At 37.0% G+C, this 24,916-nt stretch carries 20 protein-coding genes; 9 read left to right on the top strand and 11 right to left on the bottom strand.

The window, feature by feature from the left end; translation table 11 throughout:
- The first annotated feature begins 1 nt into the window (after position 1).
- From QOL71_RS13825 to QOL71_RS13835, 3 genes are all read left to right on the top strand, one after another.
- Positions 2 to 442, top strand: coding sequence for a hypothetical protein (locus QOL71_RS13825; protein ID WP_283417502.1), 441 nt, complete (start codon positions 2 to 4; stop codon positions 440 to 442).
- A gap of 38 nt (positions 443 to 480) precedes the next feature.
- The gene (locus QOL71_RS13830) at positions 481 to 1,275 is read left to right on the top strand and encodes a thymidylate synthase (protein ID WP_283417503.1); all 795 of its coding nucleotides are present in this window, start codon (positions 481 to 483) and stop codon (positions 1,273 to 1,275) included.
- Positions 1,276 to 1,371: 96 nt separating this feature from the next.
- On the top strand, positions 1,372 to 3,882 hold the full coding sequence (locus tag QOL71_RS13835; protein WP_283417504.1) for a M1 family metallopeptidase: 2,511 nt from the start codon (positions 1,372 to 1,374) through the stop codon (positions 3,880 to 3,882).
- A gap of 236 nt (positions 3,883 to 4,118) precedes the next feature.
- Here the strand turns inward: QOL71_RS13835 and QOL71_RS13840 are convergent, their stop codons facing one another.
- Positions 4,119 to 4,502, bottom strand: coding sequence for an HU family DNA-binding protein (locus QOL71_RS13840; protein WP_283417505.1), 384 nt, complete (start codon positions 4,500 to 4,502; stop codon positions 4,119 to 4,121).
- Positions 4,503 to 4,822: 320 nt separating this feature from the next.
- On the bottom strand, positions 4,823 to 5,206 hold the full coding sequence (locus QOL71_RS13845; protein ID WP_283417506.1) for a winged helix-turn-helix transcriptional regulator: 384 nt from the start codon (positions 5,204 to 5,206) through the stop codon (positions 4,823 to 4,825).
- A 129-nt stretch (positions 5,207 to 5,335) separates the two neighbouring features.
- Here QOL71_RS13845 and QOL71_RS13850 point away from each other — a divergent pair, with 129 nt between their 5' ends.
- Positions 5,336 to 6,130, top strand: a complete 795-nt coding sequence (locus QOL71_RS13850) for an SDR family oxidoreductase (RefSeq protein WP_283417507.1) — start codon at positions 5,336 to 5,338, stop codon at positions 6,128 to 6,130.
- Positions 6,131 to 6,148: 18 nt separating this feature from the next.
- Positions 6,149 to 6,466 (top strand): nuclear transport factor 2 family protein, encoded by a 318-nt coding sequence (locus QOL71_RS13855; RefSeq protein WP_283417508.1) that lies wholly within the window; start codon positions 6,149 to 6,151, stop codon positions 6,464 to 6,466.
- 61 nt (positions 6,467 to 6,527) lie between these two features.
- Here QOL71_RS13855 and QOL71_RS13860 read toward each other — a convergent pair whose 3' ends face one another.
- The 4 genes from QOL71_RS13860 to QOL71_RS13875 all read right to left on the bottom strand — a co-directional run bounded on the left by QOL71_RS13860 (position 6,528) and on the right by QOL71_RS13875 (position 13,383).
- A complete protein-coding gene (locus tag QOL71_RS13860) occupies positions 6,528 to 6,827 on the bottom strand; it encodes an MGMT family protein (protein WP_283417509.1) in 300 nt (99 codons plus the stop codon).
- Between the two features lie 2 nt (positions 6,828 to 6,829).
- On the bottom strand, positions 6,830 to 9,292 hold the full coding sequence (locus tag QOL71_RS13865; RefSeq protein WP_283417510.1) for a DUF5686 family protein: 2,463 nt from the start codon (positions 9,290 to 9,292) through the stop codon (positions 6,830 to 6,832).
- 185 nt (positions 9,293 to 9,477) lie between these two features.
- Complete coding sequence (locus QOL71_RS13870) at positions 9,478 to 11,208, bottom strand: cellulase family glycosylhydrolase (RefSeq protein WP_283417511.1); 1,731 nt, start codon at positions 11,206 to 11,208, stop codon at positions 9,478 to 9,480.
- Between the two features lie 231 nt (positions 11,209 to 11,439).
- Positions 11,440 to 13,383 carry a heavy metal translocating P-type ATPase gene (locus QOL71_RS13875; RefSeq protein ID WP_283417512.1) on the bottom strand — a complete coding sequence of 648 codons (1,944 nt, stop codon included), beginning with the start codon at positions 13,381 to 13,383 and terminating at the stop codon, positions 11,440 to 11,442.
- A gap of 370 nt (positions 13,384 to 13,753) precedes the next feature.
- Between QOL71_RS13875 and rplS the strand changes: the two genes are divergently transcribed.
- Positions 13,754 to 14,110, top strand: a complete 357-nt coding sequence (rplS, locus tag QOL71_RS13880) for a 50S ribosomal protein L19 (RefSeq protein ID WP_283417513.1) — start codon at positions 13,754 to 13,756, stop codon at positions 14,108 to 14,110.
- 93 nt (positions 14,111 to 14,203) lie between these two features.
- Here the strand turns inward: rplS and kbl are convergent, their stop codons facing one another.
- From kbl to QOL71_RS13905, 5 genes are all read right to left on the bottom strand, one after another.
- The gene (kbl, locus tag QOL71_RS13885; protein WP_283417514.1) at positions 14,204 to 15,397 is read right to left on the bottom strand and encodes a glycine C-acetyltransferase; all 1,194 of its coding nucleotides are present in this window, start codon (positions 15,395 to 15,397) and stop codon (positions 14,204 to 14,206) included.
- A gap of 74 nt (positions 15,398 to 15,471) precedes the next feature.
- The gene (locus QOL71_RS13890) at positions 15,472 to 17,400 is read right to left on the bottom strand and encodes a M1 family metallopeptidase (protein ID WP_283417515.1); all 1,929 of its coding nucleotides are present in this window, start codon (positions 17,398 to 17,400) and stop codon (positions 15,472 to 15,474) included.
- Between the two features lie 77 nt (positions 17,401 to 17,477).
- Positions 17,478 to 18,935 (bottom strand): D-alanyl-D-alanine carboxypeptidase/D-alanyl-D-alanine endopeptidase, encoded by a 1,458-nt coding sequence (gene dacB, locus QOL71_RS13895; RefSeq protein WP_283417516.1) that lies wholly within the window; start codon positions 18,933 to 18,935, stop codon positions 17,478 to 17,480.
- A gap of 150 nt (positions 18,936 to 19,085) precedes the next feature.
- Positions 19,086 to 21,533: a replication restart helicase PriA gene (priA, locus tag QOL71_RS13900; RefSeq protein ID WP_283417517.1), complete on the bottom strand. Its 2,448-nt coding sequence runs from the start codon at positions 21,531 to 21,533 to the stop codon at positions 19,086 to 19,088.
- A 134-nt stretch (positions 21,534 to 21,667) separates the two neighbouring features.
- Positions 21,668 to 22,363, bottom strand: a complete 696-nt coding sequence (locus QOL71_RS13905; RefSeq protein WP_283417518.1) for an ABC transporter ATP-binding protein — start codon at positions 22,361 to 22,363, stop codon at positions 21,668 to 21,670.
- Between the two features lie 508 nt (positions 22,364 to 22,871).
- On the opposite strand from QOL71_RS13905, the gene QOL71_RS13910 reads away from it, so the two are divergent.
- From QOL71_RS13910 to QOL71_RS13920, 3 genes are all read left to right on the top strand, one after another.
- On the top strand, positions 22,872 to 23,384 hold the full coding sequence (locus tag QOL71_RS13910) for an RNA polymerase sigma factor (protein ID WP_120214472.1): 513 nt from the start codon (positions 22,872 to 22,874) through the stop codon (positions 23,382 to 23,384).
- Between the two features lie 49 nt (positions 23,385 to 23,433).
- On the top strand, positions 23,434 to 24,024 hold the full coding sequence (locus QOL71_RS13915; RefSeq protein ID WP_283417519.1) for a hypothetical protein: 591 nt from the start codon (positions 23,434 to 23,436) through the stop codon (positions 24,022 to 24,024).
- A 79-nt stretch (positions 24,025 to 24,103) separates the two neighbouring features.
- Entirely contained in the window at positions 24,104 to 24,874 is a 771-nt protein-coding gene (locus tag QOL71_RS13920) for a T9SS type A sorting domain-containing protein (protein WP_283417520.1), read from the top strand.
- The last annotated feature ends 42 nt before the right edge of the window (positions 24,875 to 24,916 follow it).

Here is a 24,916-nt window from a genome sequence, read left to right on the forward strand (position 1 = left end):
TATGAATAAGACAGAACTAATTAAACTAATCAATCAAAAACTTTCCGAAAAAATCCAAAATTTCGAAAAACTGATTGCTGAAACCCGAGCTTCTAACAACGACACAAAAAGTTCGATGGGCGACAAGTACGAAACAGGAAGAGAAATGCTACAGCAGGAAATCAACAACCTACAGGTTCAGCTTAATGAAGTTTTGAAGCAACAGGATTTTCTAAAAACCATTCCTGTGAAAATTTCTGACAAAGCTGAAAAAGTAGCCATTGTAAAAACAGAAAGAGGTTTGTTTTTTATCTCAGTTTCTTTAGGCGAAATTACTTTTGAAAATCAAAAAATCATTTGCATTTCTCCGGAATCTCCATTAGCGAAAGCAATGAATGGAAAAAGAAAAAACGAAACCTTTTCAATCAATAACATCAATCAAAAAATTGAAAATATTTGCTAAAATTTTCCGTATTTTGTAACACATAATTATAGCTCACAATGCAAAACTACCTAGATCTACTTCAGCATATTTTAGATAACGGAACTGATAAGACCGACAGAACCGGAACCGGAACACGCAGCGTTTTTGGCTACCAGTTACGTTATGATCTATCGAAAGGATTTCCTTTGGTAACAACTAAAAAGGTTCATTTGAAATCTATTATTTATGAATTACTTTGGTTCATCAAAGGTGATACGAACATCAAATATCTGAAAGACAACGGTGTTTCTATTTGGGACGAATGGGCAGATGAAAACGGAGATCTTGGGCCGGTTTACGGCGCACAATGGAGAAGCTGGAACGGTGCCGACGGAAAAGTGGTTGACCAGTTTTCTGAAGTGATTGAGCAAATTAAAAAAAATCCGGATTCCCGCAGGTTAATCGTTTCCGCCTGGAATGCTGCTGAGATCCCGAATATGGCTTTGGCACCCTGTCATGCCTTGTTTCAGTTTTATGTAGCAGATGGAAAATTGTCGCTTCAACTTTACCAAAGAAGTGCTGATGTTTTCTTAGGCGTTCCTTTCAATATTGCAAGTTATGCGCTCTTATTAATGATGGTTGCGCAAGTTACAGGATTGGAAGTTGGCGATTATGTTCATACTTTTGGCGATGTTCATATTTACAATAATCATTTTGAGCAGGTTCAGAAACAACTTTCCAGAGAAACAAGACCTTTACCCACAATGAAACTGAATCCGGACATCAAAGATATTTTCGATTTTGATTTTGAAGATTTTACTTTGGAGAATTATGACCCGCATCCGGGGATTAAAGCGCCGGTGGCGATATAAAAACCAAGTGGGATTTCCCCACTTTTTTTGTAACAATTCTTTAAAATCAAGTACTTATAACACTTAAAATAAACATTGATATAAAAATTCGTAAGAATGAAAAAAATATTCATCGCGGCACTTTTCTTAGGTGCAATTTTTAATTCCAATGTTGCTTTTGCACAGACAGAAACTTCCGGCAGAACTGTTCCTTACAGAGCAACACACACCAAAACGACAGAACTGAAACATACCAAACTCAAAGTCAGTTTCGATTATCAGAAAGAACAGATGAACGGTGAAGAATGGCTGACAGCAAGTCCTTTCTTTTATGCAACCAACGAATTGGTTCTTGATGCAAAAGGAATGTTGATCCATGAAGTGGCTTTGGACAAAAATGGTTCTAAGTCACCACTTAAATTCGATTATAAAAACGATGTTCTGAAAATCACGCTTGATAAAACTTATCAAAAAAATCAGGATTACACTGTTTATATCAAATACACTGCCCGTCCCAATGAGGTAAAACAGGAAGGAAGCCTGGCAATCAGTGACGCAAAAGGTCTTTACTTCATCAATGCGCAAGGCAAAGATCCGGATAAGCCAACACAAATCTGGACTCAGGGAGAAACCGAATCTTCATCTGCCTGGTTTCCGACCATTGACAAATCCAACCAGAAAACTACACAGGAAATCTATATGACCGTTCCTGATAAATACGTTACACTTTCCAACGGAATTCTGAAAGATTCTCAAAAGGAATCAGGAAATATGAGAACGGACCATTGGGTAATGGACAAGAGACATTCAACCTACCTTTTCTTTATGGGCGTTGGGGAATATGCAATCGTAAAGGACAAATGGCGAAATATTCCTGTAGATTATTACATCGAGAAAGAATATGAACCTTATGCAAAACAAATCTATGGCAACACGCCAGAGATGATTGAATTCTTTTCTAAGAAATTAGGTTACGATTATCCTTGGGCAAAATATGCGCAAATCTCCGGAAGAGATTATGTTTCCGGCGCTATGGAGAATACAACTGCAACACTCCACGGAAGTGATATTTTGCAGAAGCCAGGACAGTTAATCGATGAAAATAAATGGGAGGACACTATTGCTCACGAGTTGTTTCACCATTGGTTCGGAGATTTGGTAACAGCAGAAAGCTGGAGTAATTTGACGGTTAATGAATCATTTGCCAATTACTCAGAATATCTCTGGAACGAATACAAATATGGAAAAGACCAGGCTGATTACCATCAAATGGAAGATGTGAATCATTACATCCATAACCCGGGAGATTTCAAAAAGGATTTGGTGAGATTTAATTACGCTTCCCGTGAAGATGTTTTCGATCTGGTTACTTATCAGAAAGGTGGCGGGATTCTTCATATGTTGAGAAATTATCTGGGTGATGATGCATTTTTTGCCGGGATGAATGATTATCTTAAAACCTACGAATATCAGAATGCCGAAGCTCATCAATTAAGATTATCATTCGAGAAGGTATCGGGAAAAGATCTGAATTGGTTTTTCAATCAATGGTATTTCGGAAGCGGGCATCCAAAACTGACTTATACTTCAACCTTCGAGCCTGTTAAAAAACAAGTTACTGTTGTCATCAACCAGTCCCAGGATCAGCCTTTCGAGTTTCCTTTAGCCATTGATGTGTATGATAATGGAAAACCAAAGCGTTTCAATGTTTGGGTAGATGCAAAAGCAAAAAACACCTTCACTTTTGATTCTTCTAAAACACCTGATTTGATTAATATCAATGCGGACGGAATTCTGGTTGCAGATATTACCGATACCAAAACACCGGAGCAAAGCCTTCTCCAATTCACAGGATCAAAAGAATATAAAAGCAAATCTATCGCTCTGAGCACCATCAAAGAAGACACTGCAAAAAATCCTGCCGGAATCAAGTTGCTGGCTGCAGCGCTGAAAGATCCATTCTTCAGAATCAGAGAGCAGGCATTGGAGCAAATTGATCTGACAATCCCTGACCAGGCAAAAGCTTTAACTGTAGAAGTTGAAAAATTAGCTTCAAATGATCCGAAAACTTTGGTTCAGGCAGCCGCGATCTCAGCTTTGGCAAAAACTAAAAATGCCAAGTACAGTCTGGTTTACGAAAAAGGACTGAATGCCGTTTCTAATGCCGTAAAAGGGGCTTCATTAGCGGGAATAGCTGAACTGGATCCTTCCAAAGCAGCAGCATCTTTGGATAAAATTGATTTGAATGGCGCATCGGAAGATCTGATGTCGAAACTGCTTCCGCTCATTGTCAAGAATAAAATCGAAAAACAAATGCCGGCTATCGGGACAACTGTTGCCTTCTACCCTTTTATCAAGTTTCAGGATCCTGCACTTGGTAAATCTGCAGAGGAAGGATACAACTGGATTATGTCATCCGACAACCTGGAAGCAACAGAGAAAGTAACCAAAGTTTTGGTTCAGGCTAAATCTCAAATGCCGGACAACCCGCAGATCAAAATGATGATCAGCCAAATGCTGAAAGACGGGCTGAACAAGAAAATGGAGGTGCTGAAAAACAATCCTAACAGCCCTACAATTAACCGTCAGATTGATGCCATTAATAAATCTATCGAAGCTTTTAAATAGAAATTAGAATAGAGATATACTTCACCTGTGTTCAATATGACAATTCTGTCATCTTACAACATCCTGAAGCCTTATTAGATCAACAAAGCCATCTCAATGAGATGGCTTTTTATAAAAAGTGATTTGAAGAATAAATCCCGCAGACCAAAATAGCAAAAAACACAAATGATGATGACAAGTATCCGCCAACCAATACTACAAGATCTACGGGAAAATAATAAAAAATCTAAAAACACTTAGCCCTTCTTCTGGAATGTTGCCAGCTTCAAGGCATCTTTTATCATTTTGCCGGGGCGGAATACCGCTTTTACACTTTTGATATTGGCAGCCGTCACCTCTTTCTCGGTTTCTGCACCCACACTGGATCCTCCGGCTTGTAATGTGAAATACTCTCCTACATAGACAATCTTGCCATCTGCGATATCCTGCGCAATCTTCTCGAAAGTACTTTCCAGAACGGCAAGGATATCGGCTTTTGAAACCGTGGACATTGTGCTGGCATGTTTGGCGAGATCAGATAGCGTTGTTTTACCATCACCTACGATATTAGCATAATACTTTGCAGGTGCATCCAGATTTCTTGGATTTTTACGGGCAACCGTGTTGAATTTAATAGACATTTTTTTGCGTTTTTAAATTAAAAATTAAATTTTATTGATGTGATAAAAGTATAAATTTTAATTAAACAAAAAAGCAAATTTCATTAAATATTTCAACTTGTAGATAAAAATCTACAAAATTGATTTAAAAACGTCAGGTGCTTTTGACCAAAACAACTTGACCTTTTTATTAAAACAACTTGACCTTTTTGATAAAACATCAAGTTGTTTTTAACCACCTGTGCAAACGCCCTGTTCATCGGACTTGCAGAAGGGTGTTTTTTTATCTTTTATTCATGTAATTTCTGATAACAAACAAGACGAACCTGCCTGACTTTAATTTACACAGCATCAATATCCAAGTCAGGGTTGGTAATTCGTTTCAAAATCACTTTCCGAAGGCGCTCCTCGTGCTCATCACCCCATTGTCCTATCGACGCAATGACGGGGATTAAGGTCATTCCGAACTCGGTAAGGCTATATTCCACTTTCGGGGGCACTACAGGATAAATCGTTTTTGTGACCAGCTCGTGATCCTCAAGTTCCTTCAGCTGAACATTTAAAACCCTGCGTGACGCATCCGGGATTTTTCGCTGCAACTCACTGGGTCTTTTATGGCCCTGATGAATAAACCAAAGCAAACGGATCTTCCATTTGCCATACAGCACTTCACCTATCAGGTCAAGTCCACAATTCAGGTTCGGAATTATTTTTCTCTCATACATATTGCAAAATTAAACGTATGTCTCATTTTGCGCAATAGGGGATCAATTTATCCCTATCTGAATCGTAAGTCCGTACTTGTGCAAACTGTTTTTATGACTCAATTTTGCCATATAACAATTGACAGAAAAATGGAACATTTTAATTTTAACAACGAACTATCAGGTCAGATTGCCCTGGTAACCGGAGGCACAAAAGGCGCAGGAAGAGCTATCGCAGAAAGACTTTTACAAGCGGGAGCAACAGTAATCATCTCGGCAAGAAATGCTCCTGACGATGGAAACAGCAATCTACATTTTGTTGCTGCCGATCTAAGCACAGCGGAAGGAACCAATAAAGTTATCGATGAAGTACTTACAAACTATGGAAGATTAGATATCCTGGTGAATAACCTTGGCGGATCATCCACACCTGCAGGCGGTTTTGCCGCACTCAGTGATGAAGATTGGGAGTCAATCCTGCAGGCCAACCTTTTAGCCCCAGTCCGTCTGGACAGAGGATTTCTGCCGCAGATGATCGATCGGAAAAGTGGCGTCATCATCCACATTGCTTCCATTCAGGGAAAACTTCCGCTTTATGATTCAACTTTACCTTACGCAGCTTCAAAAGCAGCATTGAGAAACTACAGCAAAAGCTTATCGAACGAAGTTACCCCAAAAGGCGTTCGTGTTCTGACTGTATCACCTGGATGGATCAATACTACAGCATCGGAAGCATGGCTGGGTGAAATTGCGAGAAATGCAAACACAACTGTAGAAGAAGCACAACAGGGTGTAATGGACGCACTGGGCGGAATACCTTTCGGAAGGCCTGCCGAACCGAAAGAAGTAGCTGAATTAGTAGGCTTTCTTGTGTCACCAAGAGCCGGCTATCTAACTGGAACTGAATTTGTAATCGACGGCGGCACAGTACCAACCATTTTATAATCTTAAAAAACAGAAAATATGGACTTACCAAAAGTAATCACAGAGTTAGTAAAAACACAGAATAGCTTTGACAGTATCGCCTATGCCCAATGTTTTACAGATACAGCCATAGTATTGGACGAGGGGAAGACGCATACAGGCAGAAAAGAAATCGAACAATGGATCGATAATGCCAATAAAGAATATAAAGCCACTATGGAACCGTTAGAATATGACGAAAAAGAAAGTATTCTATCGGCGAAAACTACGGGATCGTTTCCGGGAAGTCCGATTGTTTTGAAATATCATTTAAAATTCGAGGACGGACTTATCCAGTCGCTTAAAATTACCAGCTAGTGTGTAATGATTACTCTAGCAATTATAAACCGGTTTATCAATAGTTGATAACCCGGTTTTTTCACAACTCTTTCAACGGATCCCAAAAGAGTATTTTAAAATCTTTAATCTTCCAGTTTTCCTGCACCACAACATTTTCTTTTTCCAATCTTTCCCGGAACGAAGGAACCGATAATTTCCCTGAACTACTAATGACCCTGTGTGCCGGAACATCTTTGGGACATCCGCCCATCGCATTGCCAACGTGGCGGGAATGATTGGGATAGCCAACTGCTTTTGCAATAGCACCGTATGTGGATACCCTGCCTTTAGGGATCAGTCTTGTAACTTCGTAAACCTGTTGCTTGAATAGATCGTTCATTGTTAAAATTCTAGAAGTTTAAGCTTTAGCTGCACAGCAAAATTATCTTTAAAATTATTGTTGGCATAATGCCCGACTCTGTAAAAGAAACCTAAATTAAATCGGGAACTGAGGAAATTATTATATTCCAACCCGACCTCCTGATAAAGATGATCCAAAGGTGAAAACTCAAACTGATGATACTCCGGATTTTTCATATTACCGATGACTCCTTTATAGATAAAATCGAAGCTGGACGTGTTCTTTCCGAAACTTTTGAAATACCAGGGAATGCGGTGCGTGATAAAATACCCGGCAAATTTATCATTGAAATATTTCCCTGCAGTCATCGTAGCGAATCCAAGATAGGTCGTGAAATTGAAATTGGATAAGATACCCGTATTCTTATTAGAATCCAAACCTCCCATTTCGAAAGCGTGCCATATTGGTGCTTCGCCAAGATAATAACCACCATAAACTCTTGTCCCAGTATTTCCTAAAATGGTTCTGAACTGATGTGTGTATAAAACGTCCAATCTACTGTAATTGAAATCGCCGCCTAGAGTTTTATAGCCTTGCTCATAGTTGAAATAAACTTCGGGGAAATTCTGATCATAAGTATATTTACCAGCAGGCGTCATAATATTTTTAGTGTTCGGAGAGAATTTGATCGTCGCCAACGAGCTGAAGTTATCAAATCGACCGAACCGATTCATAAACTGATAATCGAACCCTGCTTCCTCCGTTTGTCTATTAGCAGAGACATTCAGCGTCAAAGAATTAGATAAATCAATCTGGTAACCAACACGAAAACCGTCGTATTTGTAATATTTATCGTTTTGGATAGACATCCCGGTATTGTTGATCGTCATCTTCATATTCCAAAGATTCTGACTGAATCTCCCCGAAGCGGCTACATCGTGGAAATATTCGACTCGGAAGAAAGAATTTCTTTCCAGAGTTGTTCGGAAATCGATTCCTGCACCATATTTCCAATCCCTGTCTTTGAAGCCGTAAGCCAAATAAACATCAGGCGAAATATAACGGTTAAAACGCTCATTCATCTTAAAACCAGCGCCCAATCTGAAACCTTCGTAACGGTTATACTTGGTTTGCAAAGGATCGATATCTACCATCCCAATGGTGAATTTCCCCCTTAATAAAGCCGTTAAAACTTTGACTTTGCTGTCCAATGTATATTTTTTTCCGATACTGTCAATCTTCACATAGGTCTGCTTTTCCCTGGTGGTGAGACTGTCGGTCCTATATTGATCCAATAATGATCCGTCCACATTCTGAACACCCATCGTATAACCTTTGAACTGTGACGCTTTGAACTCGACAGGTGTCTGGAAATCAAAATAATCGGCTTTCATATAAGCATAATTTCCAAATCTCTTGGTTTTGGACAATCGTTCTTTTTTCTCCTCAGCCGTTTCGTTATCTTTCTTTTTAACCGTCGAAAATTCTGATGAACCCATTTTGATTTTAAGGTTCTCGGTCTTCAGAAACCATTTGTTTTGAATCGGAATCCAAACCGAAGTGATGCTTCCGTCTGTTCTTACTTTGCTATTACTCTCGATTTTTTTGATGGCATAAGTTTCTTTGTCGATGTACAGATAACCGTTGTATTTTCTACGGTTAACAGGCACTTTGTAATCAACCTGTCGAAAACGTATTACGAAATTATCCCTGCCATCAATCTCGATGGAGTCTGTTAAAAAGTACCTGTAAAGGCTTCTGTTTTCAGGAAGAATTTCTCTCGGGATTTTGTCTCTGTTGGATCTTAGAGCCAGCATCTCGTAAACCGGATTTTTCAAGCCCGAGATTCTGTTATCCAGAATGTTGACTTTCTCACCATATTGTTTAGAATACAAAAACTGCATTGCACGCTCCCAAAGAAACATCTTGCTATCCTTGACGACCGACATCATCTGCTCGCCTTCTATCGAATCTTTTTTCTTTTTATCTTTCTGGGAAAACTCACGATTCGGAAGCTTTGATAATGAATCTTCTCTTGCATCTATGAATCTTCTGTATTCTCTGATGCTGTCCTCATCCACATCGTAAGACATTTTTTCATACGACTTGTAGGAATAAGAATCTAAGGCATTAGGAGAATTATCTTTGAATCTTCTGAAAACTTTATCTATGATTGCCAAAGCTCTCGGGTCGCTTTCGTTGGAAAGTGTTACGCCTTCTATCTCGTGGGTTTTGGCGTTTTCTCTGTCCAGTTCCAATTCCATTATTTTGTCAACAACAACTTCATCTCCTATAAACCCGTTGATTTCTACATCAACCTTGGAACATTTGGTTGTGAAAGCTGCCACACCTTTCTCATCGGTCTCTGTTATGTATTGATTATTACAATAGACTTTCGCGCCTTTGATCGGCTTATGATTGTCCGCTCTATAAACACTCAGCGTGCTTTGAGAAAAAACAATTGAGAAACAAAACAGAAAGGTTAAAGAAAAGATTTTGTTCATAGTTTAGTTTTATTAAGTAGTCAAAAAATTATCGTTATTGTTACGATATTTCTTCTTTCTAATTTACAAATTAATTTATTACAACAAATTACCTTATACAATATCAAGCCAAAGTCTATCTTATAAAGAAAAAACCGAACATTTTTCAACATTCGGTTTTATTGGTTTTAGTTTAAATTTAATTTTTATTGAAGTTCGAAGTAATTAAGATTAGCATTTCCAGCTTCAAAGTACAATCTCAATTTATTTTCTCCTTTTACCAAGTTGATGTTATTTACAGAAACTGTTTTCCAAGCTTTTCCTGTTGGAACTAGTTTTATACTGCCCAAATCATCGCCATTTTCTGTTTTGATGAACAATTCTGAAGCTTGAGTAGATTCATTATTATATCTGATGTTCAACTTATACTTCTTAGCCAGATTGCTATTCACAGTATATTGCAGCCACTCTCCTTTTTCAGTTTTCCCGACATAATATTTGTTGGTGATTTTATCATTACAAGCGTAGATATCAACGCCGTCATTTCTCATTTTATTTCCGGAGTTCCATTCTGTATGAGTTCCATTACTCACCCAAAGGTTTTGGAAATCATTATCAGAATAAGCACTTCCAAATCTTCCCAAATCATATTCCGTCGCAAAAATTCTTCCCGGGACTGCGTGGTTTTTGTAAGGTTTTGTAGTGTCATCATTTACCTGGCGAAACAATGCATCGATGACATCTTTTTTAACCTCTACATTTTCCAGTTTGTAATTGTCAGCGATTTTCATCAAAGCTTTTTTAGCAAAATCTTTAGTTGGTTTAGTTCCACCATTTTTCCAGTAATTAAGTAATTTTTGATAATCCGGAGTGATTTTCACATTGGTTACACCGGCGATATTATCAATCTTTTTCATTGGCCAGTAAGCGTAGCCGATGTTATTTTTTAATAATAATTGATTCAGTTCTGTAAACCAAACGTTGGAATTTTCTCCGGTTTCGCCTAACCAAGCTGGAACATTTAGTTTTTCTCTTAGATCGATAATATTCTGGATAGCATCTTGAGAATTAGTTGTCCAATATTTGTGGAAACTTAAAACTAAATTATCATCCCAAAGTTTCGGTAAACCATTGTAATTATTTCCCCAACCGTTACCTTCCAAAATGATAATGTGCTTTTTATCGACCTGGCGAATGGCTTCCGTAATATCTTTCTGAAGCTTCCAAAGTGGCGCGTTAGACATCTCGTCGGTTCCATTCGGATTTTTTCCTGTGAACGGATAGTTAGGTTCGTTAATCAAATCGTAGCCGCCAATCCATTCCTTATCTTTATAGCGTTCTGCCAGTTTTTTCCAAAGCGCGACTGTTTTTTTCTGATTCTCTTCGCTTTGCCAAAGATTAGGTTTTGACTTGTCGTTATCCGAGATATTGGCATCGTTACCTTGACCTCCGGGCGCTGCATGAAGATCGAGAATCAAATAGATTTTGTTGTCCTCGCACCATTTCAAAAGGTTATCCGTCATTTGGAAACCTTCTTCCAACCAAGTATTCTGTCCTTTCACAGGTTCTTTTTCGATTGGTAAAGTGTAAAGATTATAATGCATCGGAAGTCTTATAGAATTGAATCCCCATTTTGCTAAAGAATCGATGTCTTTTTTAGTAATTCCGTTTTTGAGATAAGCTTTGTAGAATTCGTCTTTTCCATCTTCACCAGCTACTTCTGCAATCTTTTCTTTGATTTGATATTGAGGTCCTGCAAAATCCGCAGTCTTCAGCATATAACCTTCCTGAAGCATCCAACCGCCCAGTCCGAGACCTTTCAAATAAACATTTTCTCCTTTAGAATTGACAATTTTTTGACCTTGAGTCTTTAAAAAGCCTTGAGCTGTCCCAAATTGAGACAATAAAAGTGTGCAAAACACGGCAGTTCTTAACATAATTTCATTTTCAACTAATATAAAACTATTTTCTCAGTGGACAAATGATTTGAAAAATTAAATTTTTATGAGGATAGTTGAGAATGATCGGATATGGTTTGCAGATTATTTTTTTTAAATAAATATCTGAAGCAGTTAATGTTTCTCACAAATTTAGCAAATTATGCAGATGAAAAATCTGCTAAATCCGCCAAATCTGCGAGCGTAATTAGATTATGTAAACAAATTAGATTATCCGAACTTCATATTTTGAATTCTAACCGCATTGAGAATCGCCAACAACGCAACACCAACATCTGCAAAAACGGCTTCCCACATATTCGCCAAACCGCCGGCGCCTAAAATCAGGACAACCACTTTGACTCCAAAAGCTAAAAATATGTTCTGATAAACAATCTTTTTAGTTTCTTTTCCGATTTTGATCGCGGTTGCAATTTTCGAAGGCTGATCTGTTTGAATCACAACATCAGCTGTTTCAATCGCAGCATCGGAACCTAATCCTCCCATTGCCATTCCGACATCACTCAAAGCCAAAACCGGCGCATCGTTGATTCCGTCTCCGACAAAAGCGACAACTTCTTTCGGATTGCTTTTCAAATTTTCCAGTTTTTCAACTTTTCCTTCCGGAAGCAAGCCTCCAAAAGCAGAATCGATTCCTAGTTTTTTAGCAATATTCTGAGTCAGAGAATCTTTATCGCCGCTTAACATCACCGTTTTAATGCCATTATTTTTCAGATTGTTGATAGCCGATTCCGAATCGTCTTTTACTTCATCAGAAATTGTGATGTAACCTTTATATTCGTTATCAATGGCTAAAACTACTGTTGTCTCTACAATTTCTTCCAAAAATTCCGGATAATTGATATTAAAGGTTTTCAGCAGTTTTGTATTTCCGGCAAGAATCCTTTGCTGGTTGATAACCGCCTTGATTCCTTTTCCGGAAATCTCTTCTACAGATTCCGGAATCTGATCAGAAGGATGAAACTCTGAAACTGCTTTTGCAATAGGATGTGTCGAATGACTCTCAACTGATGATAAAATAGACAGAAAATCGTCTTTCGAAATGTTCTCCGGAACAATATCCTGAACTTTGAAAACACCTTTCGTCAATGTTCCGGTTTTGTCCATTACAACCGTTGTTACATTCGCAATAATATCCAAAAAGTTGGAACCTTTGAACAAAATTCCGTTTCGGGAAGCAGCGCCAATGCCTCCAAAATAGCCTAAAGGAATAGAAATCACCAAAGCACAAGGGCAAGAAATCACGAGAAAAACCAAACCTCTATATAGCCAATCTCTGAAGATATAATTCTCAACAAAAACATAGGGAACAAGCGTTACCAAAAGTGCTAAAACGAAAACAATTGGCGTATAGATCTTTGCAAATCTTCTGATGAATAATTCGGTTTTGGCTTTTCTGGAACTTGCGTCCTGAACCATTTGGAGAATTCTGACAATCGAGCTGTTCTCAAATAATCTGGTAGTTTCGATTTCGATGACTTGGTCAAGATTCAGCATTCCTGCAAGCACTTCTTCGGATTTTTGAATTGATGAAGGTTTGCTCTCACCTGTCAAAGCTGATGTATTGAGACTTGCTTTTTCAGATAACAAAATCCCGTCTAGTGGAATCTTCTCTCCTACTTTCACCTGAATTTTTTCTCCGACTTTAACATCTTCCGGCGAAATCGTCTGCCAAATTCCTTCCCGAAAAACAGTGGCTTCTTTTGGGCGGACATCCAGTAATGATTTAATATTATTTCTAGCTCTGTTAACCGCAGATTCCTGGAACATCTCGCCAACTGTATAAAATAGCATGACCGCAACACCTTCCGGAAATTCTCCAATTGCAAAAGCCCCAATCGTTGCAATTCCCATCAAAGAAAACTCATTGAAAAAATCTAACTTTCCAGCTAATTCAAAAGCTTCCCGGAAAACTGAAAATGCTACCAGAATGTATGAAATAAAATACCATCCAAATCTTAACCAAACGTTCTCAGTAAACCAATCGGCTTTGATCCAGAAATCCAGAATCAGTCCTGAAAAAAATATAACCAGACTTATAATCAATGCTATTTTTGAATTGCTGTGATTGTGGTCATGATCGTCATGATTATGCTGATGAGTGTGTTCTTTTTCGTGGTCTGTTTCGCAACATCCGCTGCTACAATTCGCCATAATTTGTAATGTTTCTAAACAAAGTTAAGGTTTTTAATGGATGTGGAATCCAATTTTGATAGTGAATTTTATGATAAATGCTGAATCTAGCGAAGCTGCGTAAGGGATAGTAACGGAAATCCTTTTTTGCGCCGGCCTTGCGGTTGGAAAGATTGGCTCCGCCGAACCACTACGTTAGGTTTGCAGCGGATAGCCCGAGCCGAGCCGCGGCCAATGCCGTGGCAAGGGATACATCCAAAAAAGTAAAATTTAATTGACAGATTGTATTGCAGTTATGAAAATTATTTTTATTTTTGCAACCTGTTAATCAACCTCTGACGAAGGACGTGAATGTTGCTTAGCTTGACAAAACAAATTTTTTTTATAAAAAATGGATTTATTAAAGTACGTACAGGACAAGTACATTACGAAAAAAGAATTCCCAGAATTCAAAGCCGGTGACACCATCACGGTTTACTACGAAATTAAAGAAGGTCAGAAAACCAGAACTCAGTTTTTCAAAGGAACTGTGATCCAATTGAGAGGAACTGGAGCTACAAAAACTTTCACTATCAGAAAAATGAGTGGCGATGTTGGTGTAGAAAGAGTTTTCCCAATCAACATGCCTGCACTTCAGAAAATTGAAGTTAACAGACAAGGTAAAGTTAGAAGAGCTAGAATCTACTACTTCCGTGATCTTAGAGGTAAAAAAGCAAGAATCAAAGATAAGTCTTATACTAAGAAATAATCTTGAGACTTTCTCAAAAATACAAAACCAGCAAATTGATTTGCTGGTTTTTTTGTAAATAAAAGCCTACAAATTTGTAAGCTTTTCTTTTATTTAGATTACTCCTAATTCTTTTCCCACTTTTTCAAAAGCGGCAATGGCCTTATCCAGATGTTCCCTGGTGTGAGCTGCCGATAGCTGAACTCTGATTCTGGCTTTTCCTTTCGGAACAACAGGATAAAAGAACCCGATCACATAAATATCTTCCGCTAAAAGTTTCTCCGCCATTTCCTGTGCTAATTTAGCATCGTATAACATTACCGGAACAATAGCAGCATCGCCGTTTGGAATATCGAATCCTTTAGCTTTCATTTCTTTTCTGAAATATTCTGCGTTTTCCATAACTTTATCCCTTAAAGAAGTGTCGTCGGAAATCATATCCAAAACTTTGGAAGCGGCACCAACAATTCCCGGAGCTAATGAGTTAGAAAATAAATAAGGACGAGAACGTTGTCTCAACATATCTATGATTTCTTTTTTTCCTGAAGTAAATCCACCCAATGCACCTCCTAAAGCTTTTCCTAAAGTTGAAGTAATGATATCTACTCTGCCCATAACACCATTAGCCTCGTGGGTTCCACGACCTGTTTTTCCGATAAAACCTGTTGCGTGAGAATCATCAACCATAACCAAAGCATCATATTTATCTGCCAAATCGCAAACACCTTTTAGGTCAGCCACGATTCCGTCCATAGAGAAAACACCGTCCGTCACAATGATTTTGAATCTGTGATTTTTTTCAGAAGCCGCAATCAATTGTGCTTCCAGATCTTCCATATTATTGTTTTTGTAACGATACCTTGCAGATTTACATAACCTTACTCCGTCGATAATAGAAGCGTGATTCAGCTCATCGGAGATAATTGCATCTTCTTCCGAGAATAATGGTTCAAAAACGCCTCCATTGGCATCAAAACAAGCGGCGTAAAGAATTGTGTCTTCCATTCCCAAGAAATTAGATATCTTAGCTTCCAAATCTTTATGAATATCCTGAGTTCCACAGATGAAACGAACCGATGACATCCCATAACCGTGGGATTCAATGGCATCTTGTGACGCTTTCATCACTTCCGGATTGTTGGACAATCCCAAATAATTGTTGGCACAAAAGTTCATAAGCTTTTTCCCACCAACTTCTATCTCAGCACTTTGTTGCGATGTAATGATTCTTTCTCTTTTGAAAAGTCCGTCGTTTTCTATGTTTTTTAATTCGTTTGTGATGTTCTCAAGGAATTTTTTTGATATCATTTTTATTGATTTTCGATTTTAACAAAAATAAAAAAAGCACCGTAATAAAGTGCTTTTTTGAATGTTTTTATTTTTTATTCCTTTATAATTTTGATAGTCTGCTGATTAAATTTCAAAATATAAGTTCCTTTAACAAAAGCCGAAATATTGATCTCTGAATCCGGATTCGCAATTCCGTTTTTAATTAGTTTTCCGTCAATTGAGAAAATCTCATAATCGGTTGATTTTTCTAAACCTGAGATCTTGATAAAAGATTTTGCAGGATTTGGATAAACGTTATTACTTTTTTGATTGATGTCACTTACGGCAAGATTATTATCTTTTGTAACTGTAGATCCTTTTGTCAATATCTGCCTGTCATAATTAAAGCTAACATTAGTAACATCAAAACCGACATCCTGAGTAAAATATTGATTATTAGAAGTATGATCCAAGACAAAATAAGCTGTCTGTCCGCCAGAACCGCTTACCCTGATCGGTAAAGGCATTTCATAAAAAGCAACTGTTGGAGAGCTGGTGGTCTGACCAACCAGAAACGTTAGTTTTTTGGTATTGATATTTTGAGTCCATCTTATCTGATATATTGGGTAGCCTTCTCCAAAAATCCAGTCATTAAAAAATTCGGTAAAATTTTTTCCTGTAAAAGAGGTGGCAAAATCCCTAAAGTCAGTTGTTTTCACATAATTATAAGCAAAAGCAGGATTATTCTGATAAGCATTCAACAAGGCATAAAATTGATTGTCTCCAAGAACCCATTTCATCATCCTAAGAACATAACCACCTTTACCATAAGATAACCTTCCATTAAAAATCCTATTAAAATTCAAATCACTATCCGGGATGTAAACACTTCCACCAGGATCACTTGTGATAAAATCAATTTCGTTGGACAAAAAAGTCTGAAATTGTGATGTAGTCATTAGCAATGTTTCATTTGTCAAATGTTCGCCAAAAGTTGCAAAGCCTTCATTCAGCCAGATATCATTCCATGCGCCGCAAGTTAATTTATCTCCAAACCATTGATGCGCCAATTCGTGAGCAATCAATCTTTGGTTGAATCCTCCCATTGATGTCATTGTTGCGTGTTCCATTCCGCCACCCCAATTAAACTGCATGTGTCCATATTTTTCGTTTCTGTAAGGATATAAACCAAAATGATCTTCAAAGTTTTGCATACATGTACTTGTCCAATTCAGTGTTGATTGTGTAGAGGAAGTAGCAAAACCGGGATAAACGTAGTTAAGAAACGGAAAAGATCCATTGGATGTCGTGATTGTAGAGTTCAACTTAGTATAATTAGAAATTCCTAAAGCAAAAAGATAAGCCGGAATCGGATAATTGGTCTGCCAATAAGTGAGTTTTCTTCCGTTTCCTAAAATAGTCTCAGACATCAGTTTTCCATTAGAGCCAACCGTGTATTCAGCGGGTGTGGTAATTTTGATATCCAGCTTTTCAATTTTATCATTCATGCTTTGCTTTGTCGGCCACCATTCTTTTGCACCAAAAGGTTCTGATAAAGTTGCCAGAACAGAATCTCCTGCAGTTGTGAAATCTGCGACAAAAGCATCTGAACTTCCATCCGGAACTCCGCTGTATGTTATTGATAAAGAATCTGTTGTTTGAGCAGACAGAGCTGCCGGAAAATTAATTTTGATTTCATCGGTATTCAGTTGTTGGAAAGTCAGATTCTGTCCGTGATATTTTACATTAGAAACTGTCAGATTATTAGCCAGATCAAAATAAATATCAGCTGAATTCTGCAACATTTTGAAATGAGAAGTCACAGTTCCTGAAACATACTGCTGTGCAGGGTCCAAGTCCAGTTCCAATCTTACATATTGCAGATCATAGTTCAAAGTGTTAGGATTAATATTGACATCTAAGATGGATCTGGATGCAGATTTTTTTTCAGATTCTATTAATTCCTTCCTTTCGTTATCAAATTGCCCAAAAACAGAATTAATTGTCAGTAAAACCATTAACAATCCATATAATTGTTTCATTTTATTTAATTTTATTCAAAGCTACAAAAAAAACTCATCCCGAAGAGATGAGTTTTTAAATTATAAATCATTGATTATTACAAATCTAAAGTCGGATCCAGCAACTGTTCCATTCTGTCTTTTACCTGATTCACAGATCCAGAAAATTTATTGATCAGCAAAGAAAAAACGAGTGTTTTGTTGCTTCTTGTTTTGATGTAACCTGCCAGACATTTTACACCATTCAGCGTTCCTGTTTTTGCAAAAATCTGTCCGTTGGAATTGACCATAAACATATGCTTCAATGTACCAGATTGTCCGGCAATTGGCAAAGATTCAAAATATTCTTTATAATAAGGTGACTTCATCATCTTAGCTAAAAATTTAGCCTGAGAAATCGGTGTTACCGTATGAGCTTTCGATAATCCGCTTCCGTCCATATAATTAAGACCATTCAAATCAAAACCTATGGACTGCAAATGTTCTGTTACAACCTGTCTTCCCGATTCTATCGTCTGATCGCCCAATTTTTGAAAGCCATTAGATTTCAATAATGCTTCGGCATAACCATTGTCACTTCTTTGATTGGTGTAATTGACGATTTCTGCCAAAGTCGGAGATTTATAAGTAGTCAGAATTTCCCGTGGTTCCGGTTCTCTGTCAACAATTTTCGGCGTTACTTTTCCAACGACAGTAATCTTATTTTTAAGCAGGCTTTCTCTTAATTTATTTGCCAGAAAAGCTGGTGGTTCGGCTACTTTAGTGGTGACCCAGGCACCTTCAAATTTATCGGCATAAACCAGTTTGTTAGCGTAAGGAGAGATATAAAAATACTTTTTCTGCTGATTAAAAGGATTATTAGACTGGTTGATCAGCAATTTTTCGTTTCTTGGATCGATATCTTTTGTCGTTCCTACAGGCAGATAGTAATTCTTCTGTTCCAGCCAAACCACATTCTGCGGAAGTTCCTGTCTTTTATTCTCCTTAAAGACTGCAGTCTGGATGACAATATCTCCTGTGACTTTTTTAATCCCTTTTTCCCGAATCGCATCCATATACTGACTAACGATCTGTCCGTAGCTTGCTGCGCCACCTCGGTTTCCACCTAATGACGGATCACCGCTTCCTACGATGTAGAGATTTCCTGTCAAAACACCGTCAGCATCAATACTTCCGGAATATTCTAACTGAGTGTTCCATCGATATTGCGTCCCTAACAAAGCAAATGCGGTTTCAGTTGTCAGTAATTTGGTTGTAGAAGCCGGAATCAACGGAGCTGTCTCGTTATAAGCCGTAACAATTTTTTCCGTTTTCGGATCATACACTACAAATCCCCAGTTCGCATTTCTTAGAACCGGATCTGTAAACATCTTATTGATATTAAATTCAATCTGTTCTTTTGGAGAAAGCAGCGCCTTTTCTGCGGTGACATCCTTAACAAGATTCTGCTGGTCAGCAACTTGCGGATATGTAGAAACTGCGACGCTTCCTTGCGAAAAAACAAATGAGGAAATACCAATTGAGATAATTGAAAAGTAATTTCTTAATTTATTCATTCTCAAACGAATTACAATTTTGTTGAATTATTATTAATAATAAATTTTATAGAACTAAATCTTATTCTCAAAACGAAGTAAAATTAGAGAATATTGCCAAGGGTTTTACAGTTGACCGTAATAAAAAATTGGAAATTGCGTTAAAAATTGTTAAAAATCAACAAACAAATCTTTTTTCACGGATTTGTAAGCCGTAATTTCATCAAACTCATCAAAAGATTTTAAGAGTAATTCTTTATAGACTTTATAGTTTTTATTTTTAGGAAATTTGAGAAGAATCTGATATTGATAAAGATTATTAAGCCTTGCTATAGGTGACTTTTCCGGGCCAAGAACACATTCTTCCGGAATGTATTTTCTGAGAATCGAACCTAAAAACTGAGAAGCACGGTTAATTTTGTCTTCTTTTCTGTGTTTCAGTTCAATCATTATTAATTTCACAAATGGTGGATAGAGAAACTTTTTCCTTTCATCAAGAAAATAATTATAAATCTCTTTAACATTCTGATTTTTAATCAATTCAAAAACAGAATGTGACGGATTATAAGTCTGAATGAGAATTTTCCCGTTTCCGGACACACGTCCTGCGCGTCCTGCAACCTGGGTAATCAATTGATATGCCCGCTCTTCCGCACGAAAGTCCTGAACATGGATCAGAGCATCTGCCTTTGGAATCGCCACCAATTCTATATTATCAAAATCCAGACCTTTGGATATCATTTGCGTTCCAACCAAGATATCGGTTTCGCCGTTCTCTAGCTTTTCATAGAGCTTTTCGTAAGCAAATTTCTTTCGCATCGAGTCAACATCCATTCTGTCCACTTCCGAATCAGAGAATATATTTTTGGTTTCCTCTTCGATTTGTTCAACGCCAACACCTCTTGTATTCAGGTTTTCACCGTGACAGCTTGGACAAACCGTTGGTTTTCCGGAACGGTGGCCGCAATAATGACACTTCAGCTCATTCGAAGCTTTGTGATAGGTCATTACCACATCACAATTACTACAATAAGTGACGTGGCCGCAAGTTTCACATTCGATGACATTCGCATAACCACGGCGATTATGAAGAATAATCGTTTGCTTTTTATGATCGAGTTGAAGATTGATTTCTTCAACCATTTTTTGACTGAAATTCCCAACAATTTTCTTCTGATTTTGCGCTTCTTTGATATCGATGATTTCAAATTTCGGCAAATCCACTTTCCCAAATCTTTTATTAAGAGCCACATAACGCAATTTATCCTTCATCGCCAAGTCGTAACTTTCTAAAGAAGGCGTTGCTGAACCTAAAATCAATTTGGATTGATAAAATTCTGCCAGCATCATCGCAGAATCTTTCGCATTGAAAAAGAAGTACTGGTCTCTTTGTCTGTAAGCCGAATCGTGTTCTTCATCAACAATGATTAATCCCAGATTTTCAAATGGTAAAAACAACGAATTGCGCGTTCCAATCAGGATTTGAAGCTCATTATTTTTGATTTTTTTCCAGACCTCTACTCTTTCAAAATCAGTCAGTTTATTATGATAAAAACCTAGTTTTTTGCCGTATTTTTTTTCCAGACGGATTGTGATTTGTTTGGTCAAGGCGATCTCTGGCAAAAGCAAAAGAACATTTTTTCCGGAGTTGACGCAGTCTTCAATCTTCTCAAGATAAATGTGCGTTTTTCCCGATGAAGTCACACCGTGAAGCAGCACATTTTTCTCTTCTTCAAAAGCCTGATTGATTTCCGAAATGGCGATTTTCTGATTATCTGTCAGTTTTTCAATATCTTCAATCTCGCCTTCATAAGAATCGATTCTGTCTTTTTCAAGAAAATATTCTGTGACCCAGCCCTTTTCTACCAAGGATTTCAGTTGTTGATTGACAAAATTGCCTTCATCAAAAACCAAAGATTTCCTGATTGGATTTTCCGGATTATCAATTTGTTTTGAAAGGATATTTAAGAATAAATCTTTTTGTTTTTTGGCTTTATCCAGTTTCAAAAGAATCATTGCCAGATTCTCAGAAACCAGCGCTTCGTCATTGATTTTCAGGTAGGCAATTTCTTTTGCTTTATATTTTTCAGTGATTTTTTCATCGACTGAAATGTAGCGTTCATCAATCAGCGAATTGATGGTTTTAATGATTTCTTTTTTCGGGATGAAGGCTTCGATCTCTTGCAAATTCAGCATTTGTCGAACTTCCAAAGCTTGGAGAAGATACGTTTCGTTCGCGTCCAGATTTTGCCAGTCAATGGTTCTTTCGGATAATAATCTGACGTATGTTTCACTTTCCAGCTTGAGAGAAGACGGAAATGCCAAACGGTAAATTTCGCCCAGATTGCAGAGATAATAAGAACTCATCCAGTTCCAGAATCCCAGTTGTTGTTTCGGAACAATCGGTTGATTGTCTAATAGACTGATAATGTCTTTCGGAACAAATGTTTCTTCAAAATCATCGAACAGTTCCGCAACAATCCCTGTGTAGATTTTCTTCCCACGAAACGGAACCAAAACCCGCATTCCAACTTCAATTTTCTCTAAAAAATCTACCGGAACTTTGTACGTGAAAGTTCCTTTAAGATTGAGTGGAAGAATGATTTGAGCGAATTGCAATTTGTTATATTTTTAACGCAAAGTGCGCAAAGATTTTTTATTAATTATTGAGAATATTTTAAGATCACAAAGCCGTTAAACTTAGCCAATAAATACTAATTTAAATTCAATGACAATCATTTATCACTTATAACCTAAACCGTATAACTCTGGAAGGCCTCTTCCAAACTAGCGAATTTTCCTTTGAATTCTGAAATTGGAGAATCCTGGATGATATTGCCTTGATGAATCAAAATCACGCGCGAGCAAAGCGCTTCAACTTCCTGCATTATATGCGTGGACAAAATCACGGTTTTTGCTTTTCCGATTTCTTTGATGACATTTCGGATTTCTATGATTTGATTCGGATCAAGTCCGTTAGTTGGTTCGTCCAAAATCAACAAATCCGGCTCGTGAAGAATGGCTTGCGCTAATCCAACACGTTGTTTGTAACCTTTAGAAAGTTGGCCGATTTTCTTTGATTTTTCCGGTGTAATCCCAACCAAATCGATAACCTGTTCTACTCTTTCTTTTTTGATATTATGAAGATTCGCGACGAATTGAAGATATTCTTTCACAAACATCTCGTTGTAAAGCGGATTATTTTCCGGAAGGAAACCGATTTTCTTTTTGGATTCGATTTCGTTTTCTGAAATACTTTTTTCGTCCAAAAGAATCTCGCCTTCATCAATTTTCAGAACGCCTGTTATGGATTTCATCAGCGTGGATTTTCCTGCGCCGTTTGGTCCGAGTAATCCGATAATCTCGTTATTGGCAATCGTTATGTTGATATCATTGAGCGCAACTTGCTCTCCGAATTTTTTGGTAAGTCCTGAAATTTTTAAAGACATTCTTGTTCTTTTATTGTTACAAAATTATGAAAATTGATTGGTTTTATTTTAACGCAAAGAGCCTAAAGATTTTTATACAACATCAAACATATTTTTGAAGTTCACAACGCAATGAAAGTATTCTAATTTACTTTGACTGTCTACTTAATACCTTTGATTGTTTACTCAACTCTTCTGATTGTCTACTCGAGACCTCTAACAGTCTACTTGACTCGTGTAACAATCTACTTGACCTCTGTAATAGTCTACTCGACTCCTGTAACAATCTACTTGACCTCTGTAATAGTCTACTTAACTCCTTTAATTGTTTACTTAACTCGTGTAAAAGTCTACTTAAACTTTGTAACAGTCTACTTTGCTTCTGTAACAGTCTACTTAACTCGTGTAAAAATCTACTTAAACTCTGTAACAGTCATCTCAGTTTATTTTCAATTTATTCCTGTTACCTTTACTTTTTTCTGTAACATTTTTTTGATATCATTACTAACCGGATAGAGTTAAAGCAAAAATGGGTTCGTCTGAGAAAGAATTTTTAGAAAAAATCGATAAACATAAAGGAATCATCTTCAAGATTTCCAAAATGTATATGGATAATCGTGATGATCAGAATGACCTTTTTCAGGAGATTGTTTATCAGGTTTGGAAGTCTTTTTCGACATTCGAAGGTAAAAGTGAATTCTCAACCTGGCTTTACAGAATTGCGCTGAACACAGCAATTATCTTTCTGAAATCTGAGAAAAAACGGAACTTCATTCAAAATGATGATGTCTCACTTTACAAAATAAAAGAAGACGAATACAACCACGAAGACGAACAAAAACTGAAAGTGATGTACGAATCTATCCAAAAACTGAACCCGATTGACAAAGCTCTGATCTTCTATTACCTGGAAGATTTCTCGGGGAAAGAAATGGCAGAACAAATGGGAATCTCGGAAGGAAACGCAAGAGTGAAGCTGAACCGTGCGAAAGAAAAGTTAAAGGAATTAATTAATAAAGAGGCTTCGAGAGCGTCAGCCTGACAGCCAACAACTCAGCTCAGACCAACAATCAACTATAACTATCAAAGATATGGACTTAGATAATCTTAAATCACTTTGGAATAAAGAAGATGTTTCCGAAACACCGGAAATCTCTACTGAAAGACAAAAAGAAATACATCTGCCTCTGGAAAAAATCAGAAAAAATATGCGCAATGAATTTTGGTCAACCATTATTCTTTTACCAATAGTTTTAATCGCCATTTGGTTTTTCAATATACCATTTCGTTTTAGGCTTTACATCGAAGTTCTGGTGGCCTCAATGACTTTGGTGACGGTTTTCTTCTTTAGCAAATTCTTTAAACTTTATAGGGAAATCAGCAATCCGACTTTAGGAACTTATGATTCTCTGAAGGATTTATTTCATCAATTTGAATTGAACAAGCAATATTACCTTTCGTTCTATCTGAGCTTTGTTCCATTTTTTGTTTGTGAAATCATCATCATTACAGAATCGATTCCTTATTCACATCAATATACGGACGGACTATTAGCTGTCAAATTCATCATTTCCATTTTGTTTGGATTATTTGCACTCTATTTTTTTGGAAATTGGTGGTTCAAACATTTTTATGGAAAATACATCGATAAAATCAAAAAACTGGTTGAAGACTTAAAATAAAAATATATATTTTTTTTGTATTCTAAAAATTAATAAGTTAAATTGCTACTGATTTACAGCATAATAAACAATTATTAATATGAAAAAAATATATCTGCTTAAAAGTTTCCTGCTGGTTGTATGTTTAATAATATTTGGAAATATAGAAACGAAGGGACAGAATGTAACCCTCAATTTCGATGAGCCGTTTGGCACAAAAAACTGGACAGAAGATGGTTACAATTGGAGCTGGGATCAGTCCGGTTGGGATAACATTAGAAACTACAATCCTAAAAGTGGAACAGGGCATGGCGCAACCGCCAGTGAGTATAGTTCAAAACTCAGCACAACCAAAAACATCAATATATACGGAGTCTGGATATATTGTTTTATAAGTAATACTAATGATTTAGAATACCTCAATTTAAAAGGATATGATATCAACGGAAATGTCTTATACTCCAAGTCTCTTCCTCCTACAACATTTCTTTCAAATTTTGATTATCAATATATTGTTTTAAATTGGACTAATGTTAAAAGTTTTGCCGTAGAATACAAAAAAGGAAGCCAAGTACAGCCTGGACCGTCTGTATATTACGATGATTTGGTCTATTCCATCAATGAAACTCTGTCAGCAGAGGACGCATCTAGTGAAGAAGCAGTTTCAATATATCCAAACCCCGTTAAGAAAAATCTTACAATAGACACAAAAAAACCTTTCTTATCTGCAGAAGTCTATAATGTAAACGGACAAGTTCTAAAAATTTCTAATAGCAAGAATATTGACTTATCAAAATTGGAAAAAGGAAATTATGTTGTAAAAGTTAAAACAGACAACAATGTTATTTCAAAAAAAATTATAAAAGAATAATTTTTACAATTATTCATCACAAACCCTCCAGTTTAAACTTCC

It is taken from the genome of Epilithonimonas pallida (assembly GCF_900182975.1).
GTDB lineage: Bacteria > Bacteroidota > Bacteroidia > Flavobacteriales > Weeksellaceae > Epilithonimonas > Epilithonimonas pallida.